Genomic DNA, 15,504 nt, shown 5'->3' with positions numbered 1-15,504 from the left:
CGGGGTGCGATTGACGATCCTCGGGTGTTCGGGCAGCATTCCCGGACCGAACGCCGCCGCGTCCGGGTACCTCCTGGAGGCGGAGGGCTACCGGCTCGGTCTTGAGCTGGGCACCGGCACGTTCGCCCAATTGCAGACCGTGCTGGATCCGTTCGACCTCGACGCGCTCGTCCTTTCGCACCTGCACGCCGACCACTGCGCCGACGTCAACTCGCTGACAGTGCTTCGCCGTTATCACCCCGCACCGCCGTACCCCGCGCGGCCGCGCCAGTTACCGCTGTACGCGCCGGCAGAAGCGCCTTCGCGTCTCGCGCACGCGTACGCAGCCGACGCGGCCGAGCGTGCTGCCGCGGATCTGTCGGACGTGTACGAGTTCCATGAGTTGCGCGAAGAGGCCATCGAGATCGGGCCCTTCGATGTCACCGCTGTCGCCGTGTATCACCCGACTCCAGCGTTCGGACTACGCATTGCGTACGGCGGCACCATCCTCGCGTACACCGGCGACACGGGAAGCTGTCGCGGCCTGGGCGAGCTAGCCGACGGTGCCGATGTCCTGCTGTCCGAAGCGTCCTGGACCGATGCCGCCGACCGTCCGCAAGGTGTGCACCTGTCCGGCAAGGAAGCCGGCGAGCTGGCCAAAGAGGCTGGGGTCGGCCGTCTTCTGCTCACCCACATCGCGCCGTGGACCGACCAGAACGCCGTTCTCGCCGAGGCCAGGGCCGTGTTCCCGGACGCCGAACTGGTGACGCAAGGCGCGGTCTACGACCTCTGATCAGAAACTGTCGGGGGTACGTCCTAGAGTGCTCCTCGTGGCTAGAAAAGATGGCAGGAACGACGACCAGCTCCGCGAAGTGAAGCTCACCCGCGGGTTCCAGAAGTGGCCTGCCGGGTCAGTGCTCGTCGAGTTCGGCAACACCAGGGTGCTGTGCGCGGCGAGCGTGACCGAGGGCGTGCCGCGCTGGCGGGCAGGCTCCGGTCTCGGCTGGGTCACCGCGGAGTACGCGATGCTTCCGTCCGCGACCAACACCCGCGGCGACCGGGAAGCGGTCAAGGGCCGCATCGGCGGCCGGACGCACGAGATCTCCCGGCTGATCGGCCGCTCCCTGCGCGCCTGCATCGACCTGGCCGCGCTCGGCGAGAACACCATCGTCATCGACTGCGACGTGATCCAGGCCGACGGCGGCACCCGCACCGCGGCGGTCACCGGCGGCTACGTCGCCTTGGCGGACGCGATCACCTGGCTGGGCGCGGCGAACCGGCTGAACGACCCGCAGCCGCTGTCGTCCTCGGTGGCGGCCGTGAGCGTCGGCGTGGTGGACGGCCGAGTGCGCCTCGACCTGCCGTACGAGGAGGACTCGCGCGCCGAGGTCGACATGAACGTGGTCGCCACCGACGCCGGAACCCTCATCGAGGTGCAGGGCACGGGCGAGGGAGCCACCTTCGCGCGGTCCACTTTGGACACCATGCTGGACATGGCGCTGGCCGGCTGCGCGGAGCTGACCCGCCTGCAGAACGAGGCGCTGGCGCTGCCGTATCCGGGGGAGCTGCCGGAACCGCGTCCGGACAAGAAGAAGGGCCAGAAGTGACCAAGCTGCTGCTGGCCACCCGGAACGCGAAGAAGCTGGGCGAACTGCGCCGGATCTTGGAGGCGGAAGGCATCCAGGGCATCGAGGTAGTGGGCCTGAACGACGTCGAGGAGTTCCCGGAGGCCCCGGAAACCGCCCCCGACTTCTGAAGGCAACGCGGAGGCCAAGGCGCGTGACGCGGTGGCCGCCACCGGCCTGCCCGCGGTCGCGGACGACTCGGGCCTGACCGTCGACGCGCTGAACGGCATGCCGGGAGTCCTCTCCGCCCGCTGGTCCGGCAAACACGGCGACGACGAGGCAAACCTCAACCTGGTGCTGGCACAGCTGACGGACACTCCCGACGAGCGCCGGGGCGCGGCCTTCGTCTGCGCCGCCGTGCTGGCCCTCCCGAACGGGGAGACCACCACGGTCCGTGGCGAATGGCGGGGCACGCTCACGCGGGAAAAGCACGGCACCAACGGTTTCGGCTACGACCCGATTTTTGTCCCGGAAAACGAAACCAGGACCAGCGCGGAACTGGACCCGGCGGAAAAGGACGCTGCCTCCCACCGAGGAAAAGCCCTGCGCGCTCTTGTGCCCGCCCTGCGCAAACTAGCCGCCTCGTAACCCGCAAGGCGGCTTGAGTGATATGTGCGCCAACATAGTTCTAGCCGAAGACGATCCGAAACAAGCGGAACTGGTCCGCCGCTATTTAGAGCACGAACAGCACACCGTCACCATCGCGCCCACCGGCGAAGCCGCGCTGGCGGAAGTCCGTGCGGCGGAACCGGATCTGCTCATCCTGGACGTGATGCTCCCCGGCATGAACGGCCTCACCGTCTGCCGCACCATCCGGGCGAGTTCCAATCTGCCCATCCTGATGCTCACCGCGAGGTCGACCGAGGACGACCTCCTGCAGGGCCTTGACCTGGGCGCGGACGATTACGTGACCAAGCCGTACAGTCCGCGGGAACTCATGGCGCGGGTGCGCACCCTGCTCCGCCGGACCAGCGCCGCCGACGGTCCCATCCGGGTCGGCAGCCTGACCGTGGACAAAGACAAACACGAAGTGACCGTCAACGGCACTCCGGTGGAAACCACCCCCGGGGAATTCCGCATCCTGGAGGTCATGGCCGCCCGCCCGGACCAGGTTTTCACGAGGGCGCAGCTCCTGGAACACCTCCACGGATTCGATCGCTACATCACGCAGCGGGCCATTGACGTCCACGTCATGAACCTCAGAAAGAAAATCGAACCCAACCCCAGAAAACCGGCGAAACTCCTGACGGTCTACGGCGTCGGCTACAAACTGACCGCCAAGTCCGATGCCTCGTAGCCTGCTTTCCGCCTTTTCGCGGTCACCGCGGCCATCGCGGTGTGCTCCATCGCGGCCACCGCCTGGCTGGCGTCCAGAACGACCTCCGGCGCCATCGAACGGGAACAAGGCCAGCTTTTCGCCGACGACGGCACCATCTACCAGGCCCTGCTCTCCTACGCGGCGACCCACCCGACCTGGTCGGATGCCACCAAAACGATCAACGACTACGCGGACAAAACCGGTCGCAAAATCGTCCTGACCACCCCGCAGGGCAAGCTCATCGCCAGCTCGGAGCAGAACCCGGGCAAACTCCCGCCCCAGCCGTCCGCGGTCATCGACCCACTGGCGGTCGACACCCGCCTGGGCGTCAAATCCACCCCCGATCGGATCGACCCAGACGCGGTAGGCCCGTACAATCTCCCCGCCGCGGAACGCGAAGAGCTTCAGGAAATCGCCGAAAAAGTCCTGTCCTGCACCCAGCGCAGAACTGGCCTTGGCAGCCTGGAGGTCTCGCCGAGCGGACACCCGAGAGTCATCGCCCCCGCAGGCACCGCGCAGTGCGGAACCGGCCTGCTGGAGCGCCCGACGGAGACCGAACGAGCCGCCCTGGCCAAGCTCTCCGGCCTGATCGACGCCTGCCTGGGCCGCAACGACAGCACCGTCCCGGTAGCCAAACTAGCCCTGTCCTGGACCTTCGACGGTCCGGTAGTCCAAGCCACCGACCAAACCATCACCAACTGCGTCACCTCGGCCCGCAAAGAGCAACTGACCCCGTACGTAGCCCCCGCGGCCTGGCTCTACATCACCGAAAAGGGCTCCGATCAGCCCCCAACCGGTTTCACCCTCTCCGCGGAAAACCGCACGAAGCTGGTCGCCGTCACCGCCGCGATCCTCCTGCTGACAGTCATCGTCACCGCACTGGCGTCGATCCGCCTGATCCGCCCCCTCCGCGCACTGACCGGCGCGGCCCAACGCCTGAAAGCCGGCGAAGCGGGTGCCCGGGTCCGCGTCAAGGGCAAGGACGAAATCGCCCGCCTGGCCACCGCGTTCAACGACATGGCGCGCGCGAGGGAAGAGCTGGAGAACGCCCGGAAGGCCATGGTCAGCGACGTAGCCCACGAACTGCGCACCCCACTGGCCACGATCCGCGGCTGGCTGGAAGCAACCCAAGACGGCATCAGCCAACTGGACGACGACCTGGTCGCCTCGCTCCTGGAAGAAGCGGTCCACCTGCAACACATCGTGGACGACCTGCAAGACCTAGCCCTAGCCGACGCCGGTGCCCTGCGCGTTCACCCGGAACCCATCGACGCCAACACCCTGCTGACCCAGTTGGCCGCCGCCCACACCCCACGCGCCGAAACCGCCGGTGTCCGCCTCTCTGTGTCCGCCATGGCGAACCCCGCCATCACCGCGGACCCAGTACGCCTGCGTCAAGCACTGGACAACCTGGTCTCCAACGCCATCCGCCACACCCCACCAGGCGGCTCAGTAACGGTAACCGCGAGCCAAATGGAAAACGACGCGATCTTCGAAGTATCGGACACCGGAACCGGCATCGCCCCAGAAGATTTACCCAAGGTCTTCGACCGCTTCTGGCGCGCAGACCCGTCCAGAAGCAGAATCTCCGGCGGCAGCGGCTTAGGATTAGCAATCGTCCGCAACCTAGCCGAAGCCCACGGCGGCAAAGTAACCGCCACCAGCACCCCAGGAAAAGGAACGACCTTCACCCTGCGCTTCCCAGCACAATTATCGTGAGGGAACCGCCCCCGATGCACCCAACTCATCGAGGCACCCACACCACCCCCGCACCCCGATACGAAGCCAAAACACGGTCTGGGGCTGCTTGTCAAGGCATCTTTCCCGCCTTGACAAGCAGCCCCAGACCGTAGTCACACTCAAGATTCGGGGTGCCCCACGCAACACCGAGGCTCAGGAAGCAATCCCCAAATCCCGAATCAACTTAGCCACATGCCCAGTAGCCCGAACGTTATACCCAGCCCGAGCAATCCGCCCCTCCGCATCCACGACAAACGTAGACCGAATCACCCCCTGCACAACCCTCCCGTAATTCTTCTTCTCCCCAAACGCCCCCCACTCCTTCAGCACAACCTTCTCCGGATCAGACAACAACGGAAACGTCAACTTCTCCGCTTCCACAAACTTGGCCAACTTCTCCGGCTTATCCGGAGAAATCCCCAACACCTGATACCCCGCGTCATTCAACTCCGCGAGATTGTCCCGGAAATCGCAAGCCTGCTTAGTGCACCCAGGCGTACCGGCAGCCGGATAGAAGTACACCACCACCGCCTGCCCGCGAAAATCGCTGAGCGAGACGTTCTTGCCAGTGGAGTCCGGCAGGGTGAATTCGGGCGCTTCGTCGCCCGGGGCGAGTCGCTGGTCGGTCATGGAGACGAGGGTAATTCAGGCGTCTCCGCAGTACGTGACGACGGCGGGCTCACCAGTGCTAGGCCGCACCTGCACCGCCATCCGAGCACTGTCCGCCGGCACCGCGAAGGCCAGCGTGAGCTGCGTGGACCGACCCGGCATCAGGTCCTTGCCGGCGTCGGTGACCCCGCCGAGCCCCTGCGTGGCATCCACGACCTGCTTGGCTGGCTTCCCCGAGACCGTCGCGGTGACCGAAAGCGACGACACCCGGTACGGATCCGTGCCGTTGTTCGTGACCTGGATGTAGAACGCCGCCGCACGCGCGCTGCGCGGGTACGCGGCCGGGCTCGGCTGGAAGGACTGCGGGGCCGACAGCGAGACCGTGATCCCGCTGTCGAAGCGGTGGTTGGCACCGAACTGCAGGTCACCGGAGGCCTGCGCGGCCGCGGGTGGGGCCGCCGGATTGCCGACGCCCAGCGCGGCGGAGCCTTCCCGGGCGTTGACGCCGCCGCAGGCCGCCACTGAGAACAGCAGGCAGGCGGTCAACAACAGCTTCGGGGTGCGCGCGGGCGCCATCGCGGGGGTACTCCAGTCGGGGTGGGGCGGTGTGCCGTTCGGCGTAGTTGCCGACCGGACCCGCTCCACTCTGGCGGCACTAATGCCGTCACGGTGCGGAAGACGCGGACCTGGTGTACACCCGTGGCCGATCCGTGATCGAAAGAGCACTCCGGGTGACAGTCGTCACCTTGATGTCAATTCGCCGCCGAAGCGTCGAACGCGACTCAGACCGCGAACGCGAACAACAGGATGAACACGGCGACCCCGGCGCCCCAGGCGACCATGAGCCAGCCGAAGTCGCGCACCGGGTCGACCGCGCGGCTTTCCTCGCCGGGGATGTACACGCCGCGGTTTTCGAACCAATCCGCGCATTTGCGCAGGATCCGTAGCGGATTGCGTTCCGGCACGGCCCACACCTCCCCGATGTCCGGGCCCAGCCTACGGGTTCGCCGGAGTTTCGCGACGGCTGGCGATGCGCACGGCGAGTTCGACGAACGAGCGGACCAGCGGCGGCTCCGAGTCCGTGCGCCAGGCGACCACGAGCCGGCTCGGCGGGTAGCCGGCCAGCGGAACCGTCGTGACGCCCTCGGGAAACGAGTGCGCGAGCGGCGCGAGCCCGACGGTTCCGTTCCACAGCACGGCTTGCAGGCATTCGTGCACCGTCCGGACGACCGGGCCGCCCGCGGCGCCGCCGCTCCAGAACTCCTGCCACCGCGCGTCGGTGCCGTCCGGGAAGCGGAACCACGTCCGGTCGGCCAGTTCTTCCCGGCGCACTTGCGCGCGTCCGGCCAGCGGATCGTCCGCGCGCAGCACGACGCCCATCGGGTCGGCGCGCAGCACCTGCGTGCGGATTCCGGTGGTGTCGAACGGAATCCGGGTGAGCGCGACGTCCACCAGCCCGGCGCGCAGGCCGGTGGTCGGGTCGGTGAGATCGGCCTCGCGGACGCTGATCCGCACGCCCGGATGCCGTTCGCGGAACTCGCCGGCGAGCCGGATGCCGACCGGTTCCGAGCTGTCGGCGAGGGTGCCGAGCGTGAGCGTCCCCGGCCCGGCCGCTGCGGCGACCCGGGCGCGGGCCTGGTCCGCGCCCGCGAGCAGCGTGCGGGCCTCGTCGTAGAGCGCGGTTCCGGCGGCGGTGAGCGTGACCCCGGCGGGCGAACGGTCCAGCAGGGACGCGCCGAGGTCGGTTTCGAGCTGTTTGATCGCGCGGCTCAGCGGCGGCTGGGTCATGTGCAGCCGCGCCGCCGCCCGGCCGAAGTGGCGTTCCTCGGCGACCGCGACGAAGTACCGAAGCGAACGGAGATCCACAACCAGCGACAATACCCGCGCGGTATCGGGAAAAGCGGATCGGTCTTGGACACCGCGCGGGCGCGGCGCTGGACTGGAACGGTCACTGATTCCTGGCTTTGAGGAGCATCCGGCGATGGCCGACTACCCGTATCCCGATCCCGTCGTGCAGACCTCGGACGTGCGCGAACTAGCCAGTGATCTCGTGGTGCTCCCGAACCAGGGCGTGCAGCTGGTGCCGAACGTCGGCGTGATCGGCGGGACGCATTCGGTGCTCGTCGTCGAGACCGGCATGGGCCCGCGCAACGCCGAAACCGTGCTGAAGTTCGCGACCGAGTACGCGCGCGGCCGCCGGATTTACCTGACCACCACGCATTTCCACCCCGAGCACGCGTTCGGCGCGCAGACCTTCGCCGGGGCCGCGACGTACCTGGTCAACCGCGCGCAGGCGACCGACCTCACCACGAAAGGCCCCGGCTACCTGCAGATGTTCACCGGCCTGGGGGAGCCAGTCGCCCGGCAGCTCGAAGGCGTCGAACTGCCGACCCCGGACGTCGTCTACGACTCTTCACACGACCTCGATCTCGGCGGACGCGTGGTGCAGCTGCGCGCCACCGGCCGCGCGCACAGCAAGGGCGACCAGGTCGTGACGGTGCCGGACGCGGGCGTCCTGTTCACCGGCGACCTCGCCGAGACCGGCCAGTTCGCGATTTTCCCGTGGTTCCCGCCGCACGACACCGATGTGTCCGGGATCCGCTGGATCGAGGTCATGCGGAAGCTGGCGGAGCAGCGGCCGGAGATCGTGGTTCCCGGCCACGGCGACATCAGCGGCCGGGAGCTGCTTGACGACCTGCGCGCGTACCTCGAACTGCTGCGCGACGAGACCTGGCGCCGCCGCGATTTGGCGATGGACGAGGCGACCGTGATCGCGGAGGTGCGCGAGGAGCTGATCAAGCGCCATCCGGAATGGGAAGGCCGCGAGTGGATCGACACCGCGGTGGCGTGCCTGTGCGCCGAGCACGTCAGTCACGCTTGAGCAGCGGTGCCAGCGTCGTCGCGATGGCCTGCCGGGTCGCTTCATTGCGCTGTTCGGCGGTGAGATCGCCGGTCCGGTCGAGCATCGCCTGCGAAGCGCCTCGCACCGCGCCGGCGAAGGCACCGGTCAACGCCCGCGCGCTGAGGTCGTCCACCTGGTCCGGGAAAGCTTCGACGAGAAGATCGGCGATCCGGCGTTCGGTGTCGAACTGGATCTGCAGCGCGCGGCCCCGGATCGCGGGCACGGTCTGGACCAGCCGCATCCGCAACGGGGTCAGCTTGCCGACGATGTCCTCGCTGACCTCGCCGCCGTCGGAGAGGACGCGGACGAGCAGGTCGATCGGCCGGTCGTCCGGGGCGCGGTTCGCGATCGCCTCGATCATCGCCTGTACCCGGCTGTCGGCGTCCGGGAACAGCAGTTCTTCCTTGCTGGCGAAGTAGCTGAAGAACGTGCGCGTGCCGATCTCGGCGGCCGCGGCGATCTCGGCGACGGTCGTCTCGTCGTAGCCGTTGCGCTCGAAGAGGTCCGCGGCCGCGTCGATCAGAGCCTGACGGGTGCGGGCGCGCTTGCGTTCACGGAGCGACATGGCCCGATCTTACGGCATCGAGTGCATATCCGCACTCATTGCAAATCTGCACTGAGTGCGGTTATCTTCGAGGGCATGACTCGAGACGTGCTGGTGTGCGGTGCCGGAATCGCTGGCTCCACCCTGGCGTTCTGGTTGGCGCGCAACGGTTTCCGGCCGACTGTGGTCGAGCGGGCGGCAGGTCAGCGCAGCAGTGGCAACCCGGTCGACGTACGCATTGGCGCGATGGAAGTGGCCGACGCGATGGGCGTTGTGCCGCGGCTGCGCGAAGTCGCGACGCACGCGCGTCGCCTGCGCGTGCTCAACGCGCGCGGGCGTTCGGTGACGACGGTGCGGATGGCGGTCCGCAAGGAGATCGAAGTCCCGCGTGCGGATCTTGCCTCGGTGCTGTACGAATCGGCGCGCGACGACGCGGAGTTCCTCTTCGGCGACACTGTCACTGCGTTGCAGCAGGACGCCGACGGGGTCGACGTCACCTTCGAGCACGCTGCTCCGCGCCGGTTCGACCTGGTGCTCGGCGCGGACGGCGTGCACTCGGCGGTGCGGCGGCTCGTGTTCGGCGCGGAGGAGAAGTTCGTCCGGCACGCCGGGCTGTACGTCGGGACGGTGTCGCTCGGCGTGCCGTCCGACTATCCGGAGGATGTGGTCCTGCTGAACACGCCGGGCCGGCTCGTGGCGATCCATCCGGTGCGGGGAAATTCCGGGGTCGCGTTCATCTTCCGGGCGTCGAATCCCGGTCAGGGCAAGGAAATCGTGTCCACTGCCTACCGCGGTCTCGGCTGGCGAGTCCCCGAACTGCTGGCTCGCTTCGAAGCGGCGGACGACGTGTTCTTCGACGCGGTCGCCGTGGTTGATCCGCCGAAGTGGCACCAAGGCCGGGTCGCGCTGGTCGGCGATGCCGCTTCGTGCGTCTCCCTGCTCGGTGACGGTTCGAGCCTCGCCATCGTCGGGGCGCACACCCTGGCTACTGCCCTCGCCGACGGCACGCACGCCGAGGCGTTCGCGCGCTACGAGGCGACCCATCGAGCACGCGTGAAGCCCAAGCAACGCGGGGTCCCGGCGGCGGCTGCGGTGCTGGTCCCGCGCACAAAGCGGGGCCTGGCGGTCCGCAACCTCGCCGCCCGCCTGCTGCCCGGCTGAAAAGAATTCCTTGACACGAATATTCGATCTGGTGAATACTTCGGTGCATGGACGGGATCGCCGCAGCACTCGCAGACACCACCCGGTGGCAGCTGGTCGGGCTGCTCGCTGAACGGCCGCGGTCGGTCGGCGAACTGGTCGAGCTGACCGGGTTGCGGCAGCCGCAAACGACCAAGCACCTGCAGACCCTCGCCCGCGCCGGCCTGGTCACCATGGCCCCGCTCGGGCAGCGGCGGGTCTACGCGGCCGAAGCGGCTCCGCTGCGGGAGTTCGCGGGCCAGCTCCAGCAGCTGGCCACGACGATCGAGGCGCACGCGGGGGAGCGCGACGTGCTCGACCGCTACCGCGCGGCGATCGAAGCCGACACCGCCGCCGCGGACCGGGATCGCTGGGCCGACGGTCGCGCGTTCTCCTTCGAACGCGTGCTGCCGGTGCCGCCGGAAACGGTCTGGCGGTACTGGACGGACGCCGGGCTGCTGGCGTCGTGGTGGGTCCCGCCGTCCCTGACTGTCACCGAGTGTGTCCTCGAACCGAAGGCGGGCGGGCGAGTCGTTCTCGCCTACCGCGACGCCGAAGGCACCTACCGCTCGGAAGGGCAGGTCCGGACCGCTCGCGAAACCGAGCGGCTCGCGTTCGACCTGTCGGTGCTGGACGCGGCGGGAGCCGTCGCGTTCAGCGGCCACTACGACCTCGCCCTCGCCCCGGCGAACGGCGGCACCCGGCTGCGGCTGGGTCTGGAGATCACCGAAACGACCGTCGAGGCCGTGTCCGCCATCGCCGGCATCGAAACCGGCTGGGGACAGGTGCTCGACCACCTCACCGAAGTCATCACCCGAAAGGAAGTCCAGTCATGACCGAGCGTCGTGTCACCGCCAACCTCGCCCTGACCCTCGACGGCCGCTACCACGGCCCGGAAGGCCCCGGCGACATGAGCGCGATCATCCCGTACGTCACCACCGAAACCGCGCGCAATCAGCTCGGCCGCATCTGGGAGCACGCGACGACCGCGCTGCTCGGCCGTCGCAACGCGGAAGGCTTCCTCGGCTTCTGGCCGACCGTCGCCGCCGACGAAAACGCCGACCCGCGCGACCGCGGCTACGCGAAGTGGTTGGTGGACACGGAAAAGGTGGTCCTGTCGAGCACGCTCACCGAAGCGCCGTGGGAGCGCACGCGCATCGTGAACGCGCCGGCCGCGGAGGTCGTCGCGTCGCTCAAGGCCGACGGCGAGGGCGACATCCTGGTCAACAGCAGCGTCAGCGTGATCAAGGCGCTGCTGGCGGAGGACCTGATCGACCGCCTGTACCTGACCATCTGCCCGCAGATCGCCGGCGGCGGCCCCCGGCTGTTCGACGACGGCCTGCCGGGTACCAAGTGGACAGTCGCGCACCAGGAGACCGGCGATCTCGGGGAACTGGCACTGGTTTACGACCGCGTGCGCTGAGCGGCTTGACCTTGACGCATACGGCAATGTTTAGCGTCGATCGCATGAGTGATGGACAGTTTCAGGACAAGGCCGTAATCGTCACCGGCGGCGGCACGGGCATCGGACAGGTCACCGCACGCGAGTTCGCCCGCCAGGGCGCGAACGTGCTGGTGGTCGGCCGGACCGCGGAACGGCTCGCCGAAACCGCGGACGGTTTCCCCGCGATCCGCCCGTTCGCCGCCGACCTCACCGAGGACGGCGCCGCGGAGGCGATTGTCTCCGCGGCACTGGCGGAATTCGGCCGGATCGACGTTCTGGTGAACAACGCGGGCATCGTCGAACCGGCCGCGCTGGGAGAGATCAAACCCGGCGCGTTCGACCGAGTCGTGGCAACGAACCTGGTGGCACCGGTGTACCTCCTCCAGGCCGCGTTGCCGCACCTGAGCGAGAGCGAGGGCGCGGTGGTGAACGTGACCACCGCGATCGGACAGCGCGGATGGCCCATGGCCGGCCGCGAGTTCTACGCGGCGACGAAAGCCGCGCTGGAATCGCTGACCCGAAGCTGGGCGGTGCAACTCGCCCCGCGCGGCATCCGCGTCTCCGCGGTCGCACCCGGCCCGATCGCCACCGAGATCTACGCGCGCGAGGGCCTGACCGCCGAGGAGGCCCGCGCACAGCACGAAAGCCTCATGGAGATGGTTCCGTTGCGGCGACTGGGCAAGCCGGAAGAGATCGCGCACTGGATCCTCCAGCTAGCCAGCCCCGGCGCGGCCTACGTGACCGGCGCGGTAATGCCCGTCGACGGCGGCGCAGTGATCGCTTAGCGGCGTATGCTCGGTTCAGTGCGGATCGGGGAACTGGCGAAGGCCACCGGCGTCACCACCAGGGCGCTGCGGTTCTACGAGGAGCAGGGCCTGTTGAGGGCCGCGCGCTCCCACAACGGGTACCGGCACTACGACGAGTCCGCCATCGAGCGGGTGCGGAACATCCGCTACCTGCTCGACTCGGGGCTCACCATGGAGGACATCCGCCCACTGGGCTCGTGCCTCCAAGGCGACCTCCCCGCCCGGCGGTTGTCCTCGAGCGCCGTTGCGTTGGTGGACCGCCGGCTGGCCGCACTGGACGAGCGCATCGCGGCACTGACCCGGGCGCGGGAACGGTTGTCGTCCCGGGCGGCTGCGGCGAGTGGGTCCGTTGCTTGCGATTGACGCGGTGCCGACTGCGGGATGAGCGAACCGCTGCGGAAGATCCGATCTAAGTATGACTCGATCTAAGTAAGATCCGATCTTACTTAGATGAGGTCGAGGCACGCGAAATCTCCGACGCGGTCTGCGCCTCCGTTCTCGCGAACATCTGCTCGCGCCCAATCAGCGCTGGGCCCGTGTCCGAGCGTGACTCAGCTTTCCGGCTTGTCCCATGGACGCTCGGCTCGTATGTGCGCTTCCAGTTCGTCGCAGCGCGCCCCGGTCAACGCTCGCTGACCGGGGCTCCGCTGGTCTGCTGCGGTAAACCTGCTGTACGCGGTCGATGCGGATCATCAACCCGTCTTGCTGCGCTGCTGGTCAGAACGTGAGGGTGGGGCCGGAGAGACTCGAACTCTCACTGGCACGGACCTAAACCGTGTGCCTCTGCCAATTGGGCTACGGCCCCCGGGAACCGGATGTGATCGTAGCGTGCGCCACGTTCGGGTCGGCTCGGCGTGGCCAGTGGTCTTCGCTCGGGGGTTGTCCTCTACCGTGGACCGCCTACAGTCCGACTGCGGCGAGGAGGGCACGTGGCTCGCGACCCCGAGACCATCGAGCGTGAGATCGAGCAGGCGAGGACCGCCCTGGCGGCGACCCTCGACCAGCTGGGCACGAAGGCCAACCCGCAGAAGCTCGCCGAACAGGCGAAGGACGGCGTGCGCGCGAAGCTCGACAACCCGAAGGTCAAGTACCCGCTGATCGGTGCGGGCGTGCTGGTGGCGGTCCTGCTGGTGCGGAAGCTGTTCCGCTGAACCCGAAGGTCAAGTACCTGCTGATCGGTGCGGAAGCTGATCCGCTGAGGGGTCGTCGTCGGCGCTGACGTGGGGCTGAGTCCGGGCGTCCTAGCGGTTCCTCCGCAGGCATCCGGGAACGAGGCGCCGCCTCTGGCCGGGAGATGCCTGCACAGGTACCTGCTTCCAGCGCGTGGCTCAAGGCCGTTGCGGTTACTCCGAGTAGCATCTCAGGTCAGAATGCTCGACGGCACGTGATCTGCCGAGTACTGGCTGTTTTAGACCCGTGTGGCGGATCGACAGGCTTGATCGTCACGGCGGGTTAACTTCGTGAGAAGTGCCACTGAACTCGGGGTCACCCTTTTGGCGGTCGCTCACCTGGGTCGCTTTGGGGGAGGACGTTCGCCGTATCGGGCTACCCCGGCGGGGTGACGTGGTGACTTTATCCGCGCTGTACGGGGCGCAGGCGATTGTTCGCGGGCTCGGTCAGGGGATTGGGTCGACGCCGTCTCCGGGCGTCCGTGCGGCTGGATCTACGCCGGAAGTCGCCAGTAGGGCGGTCCAGGCTCCAGCGGCGAAGCGGGTACGGGTGCGACGGACTGGCCCGCGAGCAGGGGGCAGGGGCCGACTCCAAATGCCCAGTCAGGGCGAACAGCCCACGAAAAGCGTGCCCAGTCAGGGCGAACGGCCTGCGAAGCCGCGAGCTAGGCGAACGGCCTGCGAAAGCATGAGCTAGACGAACAGCCTGCGAAAAGCGCGAGCTGGGCAAACGGCCTGCGAAAAGCGCGAGCTGCGTGGAAAGGAACGAGCGCGGACTCAGGCGCGCGCGACCGGCGGCGTGGCCGACGCACCGGCGGTCACTCCGGGGCGGCTGGCTTCCTCGGGCTTGCGGTCTTCGACCTCTTTCGGGAGCTGCTTGCTCGGCGGCAGCGCCGGCTTGGCGGGCTGCTCGGGAGCCTTCTCCGCGGTGGCCTTCGCGGCGGTGGCCGAGGCCGGAGCCTTGGCAGCAGCGTCCGAAGCGTCCGCGGCGTCGGAAGTCGAGGCGGAGTCTGAGCTGGACGAAGCGTCCTTGGCCGCCTTGGCTCCGCCCGACGGCGGGATTTCCAGCGGTTCGATCTCCGGCAGCGTCAGGCGGGCGGCCATGTACGCGCTGGTGAACTCCAGTGCGTTGCCGTTCAGCAGGTGCACGACCGTGGGACGCTCGTTCGGGGCGAGCTTCTCCACGAGCTGGTCGGCCCGGTCGCGGGCGGCGATGATGCCCGGCGCCTTGCCGGTCAGCTCCTTGCCGCGACCGCTGACGGTGATCGTCCAGTCGTCGTTGTCGTGCTTGTAAGTCGCCGTGATCGTTTCCACCACTGCCTCACCCCTCTCGTCATCAGCATGCGTCACCGTTCGAGACCCGGCCACCGCAAACTCATGACGCGATTCCTGCTTGCCGGCCGCTGGCGCGACACTCAGTGTGTCTTTCTACCGTGTCATCGATACCGCAAGAAAACTCTGTGTCACAAGTAACGGGAAGAGATGTGCGCTGAGTGACGACCGAATGGCCTAATGCACGGTCATCTTCACGTGCACACTAGATCGCACGCTGTGACAACCCGGCCCACAGGAGATCCATGGCGTATTCGGTGGCTTTCTCGGGGGTTACTTCGGGGAAGCGCTCGCACCAGATCGCCAGCCGCTCGCAGGCTCCGACGACGAACTCGGCCGAGGCTTCGGCGCGCAGGGTGTCCTCGCTGTCGAAGTAGCCGCTCATCAGTGCGGTGATCAGGTCGGTCTGCTGGCGGCGGGTTTCCTCGATCTCGTCCGCGGCGGGGGTGCCGATCAGGGCCATCTCGTGCCGGAGCAGGGACCAGGCCTGGCGGCGCTCGCGGATGAAGACGAAAAACGCCAGGAGGCCGCGGCGCAGCGCGTCCTGTGCGGACTCGGCGCCGACGATCGACTGCTCGGTGGCCTCCTGCAGAGCCGATCGCGACTGCCGGATGCACGCCAGCAGCAGGCCTTCCTTCGAGTTGAAGTACTCGTACAGCATCGGCTTGGACACGCCGACCAGTTCGGCGATCTCGTCCATGGACGCCATCGCGTAGCCGCGCTCGCCGAAGACCTGCTCGGCGACCTCGATCATCTGCCGTTCCCGCTCGGCTCGGGGCATGCGCTTGCGCTTGGCGGTGGTCATGCCGCACACTCTACCGCCAGTAACCTACTCCGAGTAAGCTGGACTTCGGGTA

18 protein-coding genes, 1 tRNA gene and 1 pseudogene are annotated in these 15,504 nt (G+C 68.0%); 12 read left to right on the top strand and 8 right to left on the bottom strand.

Annotated features, from left to right (window positions below; all coding sequences use genetic code 11):
• The first annotated feature begins 4 nt into the window (after positions 1-4).
• The 5 genes and pseudogenes from RPX00_RS03395 (at position 5) to RPX00_RS03375 (ending at position 4,641) form a co-directional block, all read left to right on the top strand.
• Positions 5-772 (top strand): MBL fold metallo-hydrolase, encoded by a 768-nt coding sequence (locus tag RPX00_RS03395; RefSeq protein WP_406637363.1) that lies wholly within the window; start codon positions 5-7, stop codon positions 770-772.
• A gap of 37 nt (positions 773-809) precedes the next feature.
• Complete coding sequence (gene rph, locus RPX00_RS03390) at positions 810-1,586, top strand: ribonuclease PH (RefSeq protein ID WP_406637361.1); 777 nt, start codon at positions 810-812, stop codon at positions 1,584-1,586.
• Positions 1,583-2,192: pseudogene (rdgB, locus tag RPX00_RS03385) on the top strand (RdgB/HAM1 family non-canonical purine NTP pyrophosphatase). Before rph ends, rdgB begins: the two are co-directional and overlap by 4 nt.
• 22 nt (positions 2,193-2,214) lie before the next feature.
• Positions 2,215-2,901: a response regulator transcription factor gene (locus tag RPX00_RS03380; RefSeq protein ID WP_406637359.1), complete on the top strand. Its 687-nt coding sequence runs from the start codon at positions 2,215-2,217 to the stop codon at positions 2,899-2,901.
• Positions 2,902-2,940: 39 nt separating this feature from the next.
• Complete coding sequence (locus RPX00_RS03375) at positions 2,941-4,641, top strand: sensor histidine kinase (protein WP_406637357.1); 1,701 nt, start codon at positions 2,941-2,943, stop codon at positions 4,639-4,641.
• A gap of 174 nt (positions 4,642-4,815) precedes the next feature.
• Here the strand turns inward: RPX00_RS03375 and bcp are convergent, their stop codons facing one another.
• The 4 genes from bcp to RPX00_RS03355 all read right to left on the bottom strand — a co-directional run bounded on the left by bcp (position 4,816) and on the right by RPX00_RS03355 (position 7,137).
• On the bottom strand, positions 4,816-5,292 hold the full coding sequence (gene bcp / locus RPX00_RS03370; RefSeq protein ID WP_406637355.1) for a thioredoxin-dependent thiol peroxidase: 477 nt from the start codon (positions 5,290-5,292) through the stop codon (positions 4,816-4,818).
• Between the two features lie 15 nt (positions 5,293-5,307).
• Positions 5,308-5,847, bottom strand: coding sequence for a hypothetical protein (locus tag RPX00_RS03365; protein ID WP_406637353.1), 540 nt, complete (start codon positions 5,845-5,847; stop codon positions 5,308-5,310).
• A 206-nt stretch (positions 5,848-6,053) separates the two neighbouring features.
• Positions 6,054-6,236: a hypothetical protein gene (locus RPX00_RS03360; RefSeq protein ID WP_037358542.1), complete on the bottom strand. Its 183-nt coding sequence runs from the start codon at positions 6,234-6,236 to the stop codon at positions 6,054-6,056.
• A gap of 31 nt (positions 6,237-6,267) precedes the next feature.
• Positions 6,268-7,137: a LysR family transcriptional regulator gene (locus RPX00_RS03355; RefSeq protein ID WP_406637351.1), complete on the bottom strand. Its 870-nt coding sequence runs from the start codon at positions 7,135-7,137 to the stop codon at positions 6,268-6,270.
• Positions 7,138-7,252: 115 nt separating this feature from the next.
• Here RPX00_RS03355 and RPX00_RS03350 point away from each other — a divergent pair, with 115 nt between their 5' ends.
• Positions 7,253-8,152 carry an MBL fold metallo-hydrolase gene (locus RPX00_RS03350; RefSeq protein WP_406637349.1) on the top strand — a complete coding sequence of 300 codons (900 nt, stop codon included), beginning with the start codon at positions 7,253-7,255 and terminating at the stop codon, positions 8,150-8,152.
• On the opposite strand, the gene RPX00_RS03345 is transcribed toward RPX00_RS03350, so the two are convergent.
• Positions 8,139-8,738, bottom strand: a complete 600-nt coding sequence (locus tag RPX00_RS03345) for a TetR/AcrR family transcriptional regulator (RefSeq protein WP_406637347.1) — start codon at positions 8,736-8,738, stop codon at positions 8,139-8,141. The genes RPX00_RS03350 and RPX00_RS03345 overlap by 14 nt on opposite strands.
• A gap of 75 nt (positions 8,739-8,813) precedes the next feature.
• Between RPX00_RS03345 and RPX00_RS03340 the strand changes: the two genes are divergently transcribed.
• From RPX00_RS03340 to RPX00_RS03320, 5 genes are read left to right on the top strand one after another with little or no spacing between them, the layout of a single operon-like run.
• Positions 8,814-9,878 carry an FAD-dependent oxidoreductase gene (locus tag RPX00_RS03340; protein WP_406637345.1) on the top strand — a complete coding sequence of 355 codons (1,065 nt, stop codon included), beginning with the start codon at positions 8,814-8,816 and terminating at the stop codon, positions 9,876-9,878.
• A 47-nt stretch (positions 9,879-9,925) separates the two neighbouring features.
• Positions 9,926-10,732 (top strand): metalloregulator ArsR/SmtB family transcription factor, encoded by an 807-nt coding sequence (locus RPX00_RS03335; protein WP_406637343.1) that lies wholly within the window; start codon positions 9,926-9,928, stop codon positions 10,730-10,732.
• Complete coding sequence (locus RPX00_RS03330) at positions 10,729-11,319, top strand: dihydrofolate reductase family protein (protein WP_406637341.1); 591 nt, start codon at positions 10,729-10,731, stop codon at positions 11,317-11,319. Before RPX00_RS03335 ends, RPX00_RS03330 begins: the two co-directional genes overlap by 4 nt.
• 44 nt (positions 11,320-11,363) lie before the next feature.
• Complete coding sequence (locus RPX00_RS03325; RefSeq protein WP_406637339.1) at positions 11,364-12,125, top strand: SDR family NAD(P)-dependent oxidoreductase; 762 nt, start codon at positions 11,364-11,366, stop codon at positions 12,123-12,125.
• Positions 12,126-12,143: 18 nt separating this feature from the next.
• On the top strand, positions 12,144-12,509 hold the full coding sequence (locus RPX00_RS03320) for a MerR family transcriptional regulator (protein ID WP_406637338.1): 366 nt from the start codon (positions 12,144-12,146) through the stop codon (positions 12,507-12,509).
• Between the two features lie 368 nt (positions 12,510-12,877).
• On the opposite strand, the gene RPX00_RS03315 is transcribed toward RPX00_RS03320, so the two are convergent.
• Positions 12,878-12,951, bottom strand: a tRNA-Leu gene (locus tag RPX00_RS03315).
• A gap of 124 nt (positions 12,952-13,075) precedes the next feature.
• Here RPX00_RS03315 and RPX00_RS03310 point away from each other — a divergent pair.
• Positions 13,076-13,297 carry a DUF3618 domain-containing protein gene (locus tag RPX00_RS03310; protein WP_037358573.1) on the top strand — a complete coding sequence of 74 codons (222 nt, stop codon included), beginning with the start codon at positions 13,076-13,078 and terminating at the stop codon, positions 13,295-13,297.
• Positions 13,298-14,092: 795 nt separating this feature from the next.
• On the opposite strand, the gene RPX00_RS03305 is transcribed toward RPX00_RS03310, so the two are convergent.
• Entirely contained in the window at positions 14,093-14,632 is a 540-nt protein-coding gene (locus tag RPX00_RS03305; protein ID WP_406637335.1) for a hypothetical protein, read from the bottom strand.
• 220 nt (positions 14,633-14,852) lie between these two features.
• On the bottom strand, positions 14,853-15,452 hold the full coding sequence (locus RPX00_RS03300; protein WP_406637333.1) for a TetR/AcrR family transcriptional regulator: 600 nt from the start codon (positions 15,450-15,452) through the stop codon (positions 14,853-14,855).
• Positions 15,453-15,504: the final 52 nt, after the last annotated feature.

Origin of the sequence: Amycolatopsis sp. WGS_07 (assembly GCF_045278895.1) — a bacterium.
Classification (GTDB): domain Bacteria; phylum Actinomycetota; class Actinomycetes; order Mycobacteriales; family Pseudonocardiaceae; genus Amycolatopsis.
Note: the sequence above shows the minus strand (reverse complement) of the source record. Positions and strands in the feature narration are given on the sequence as shown.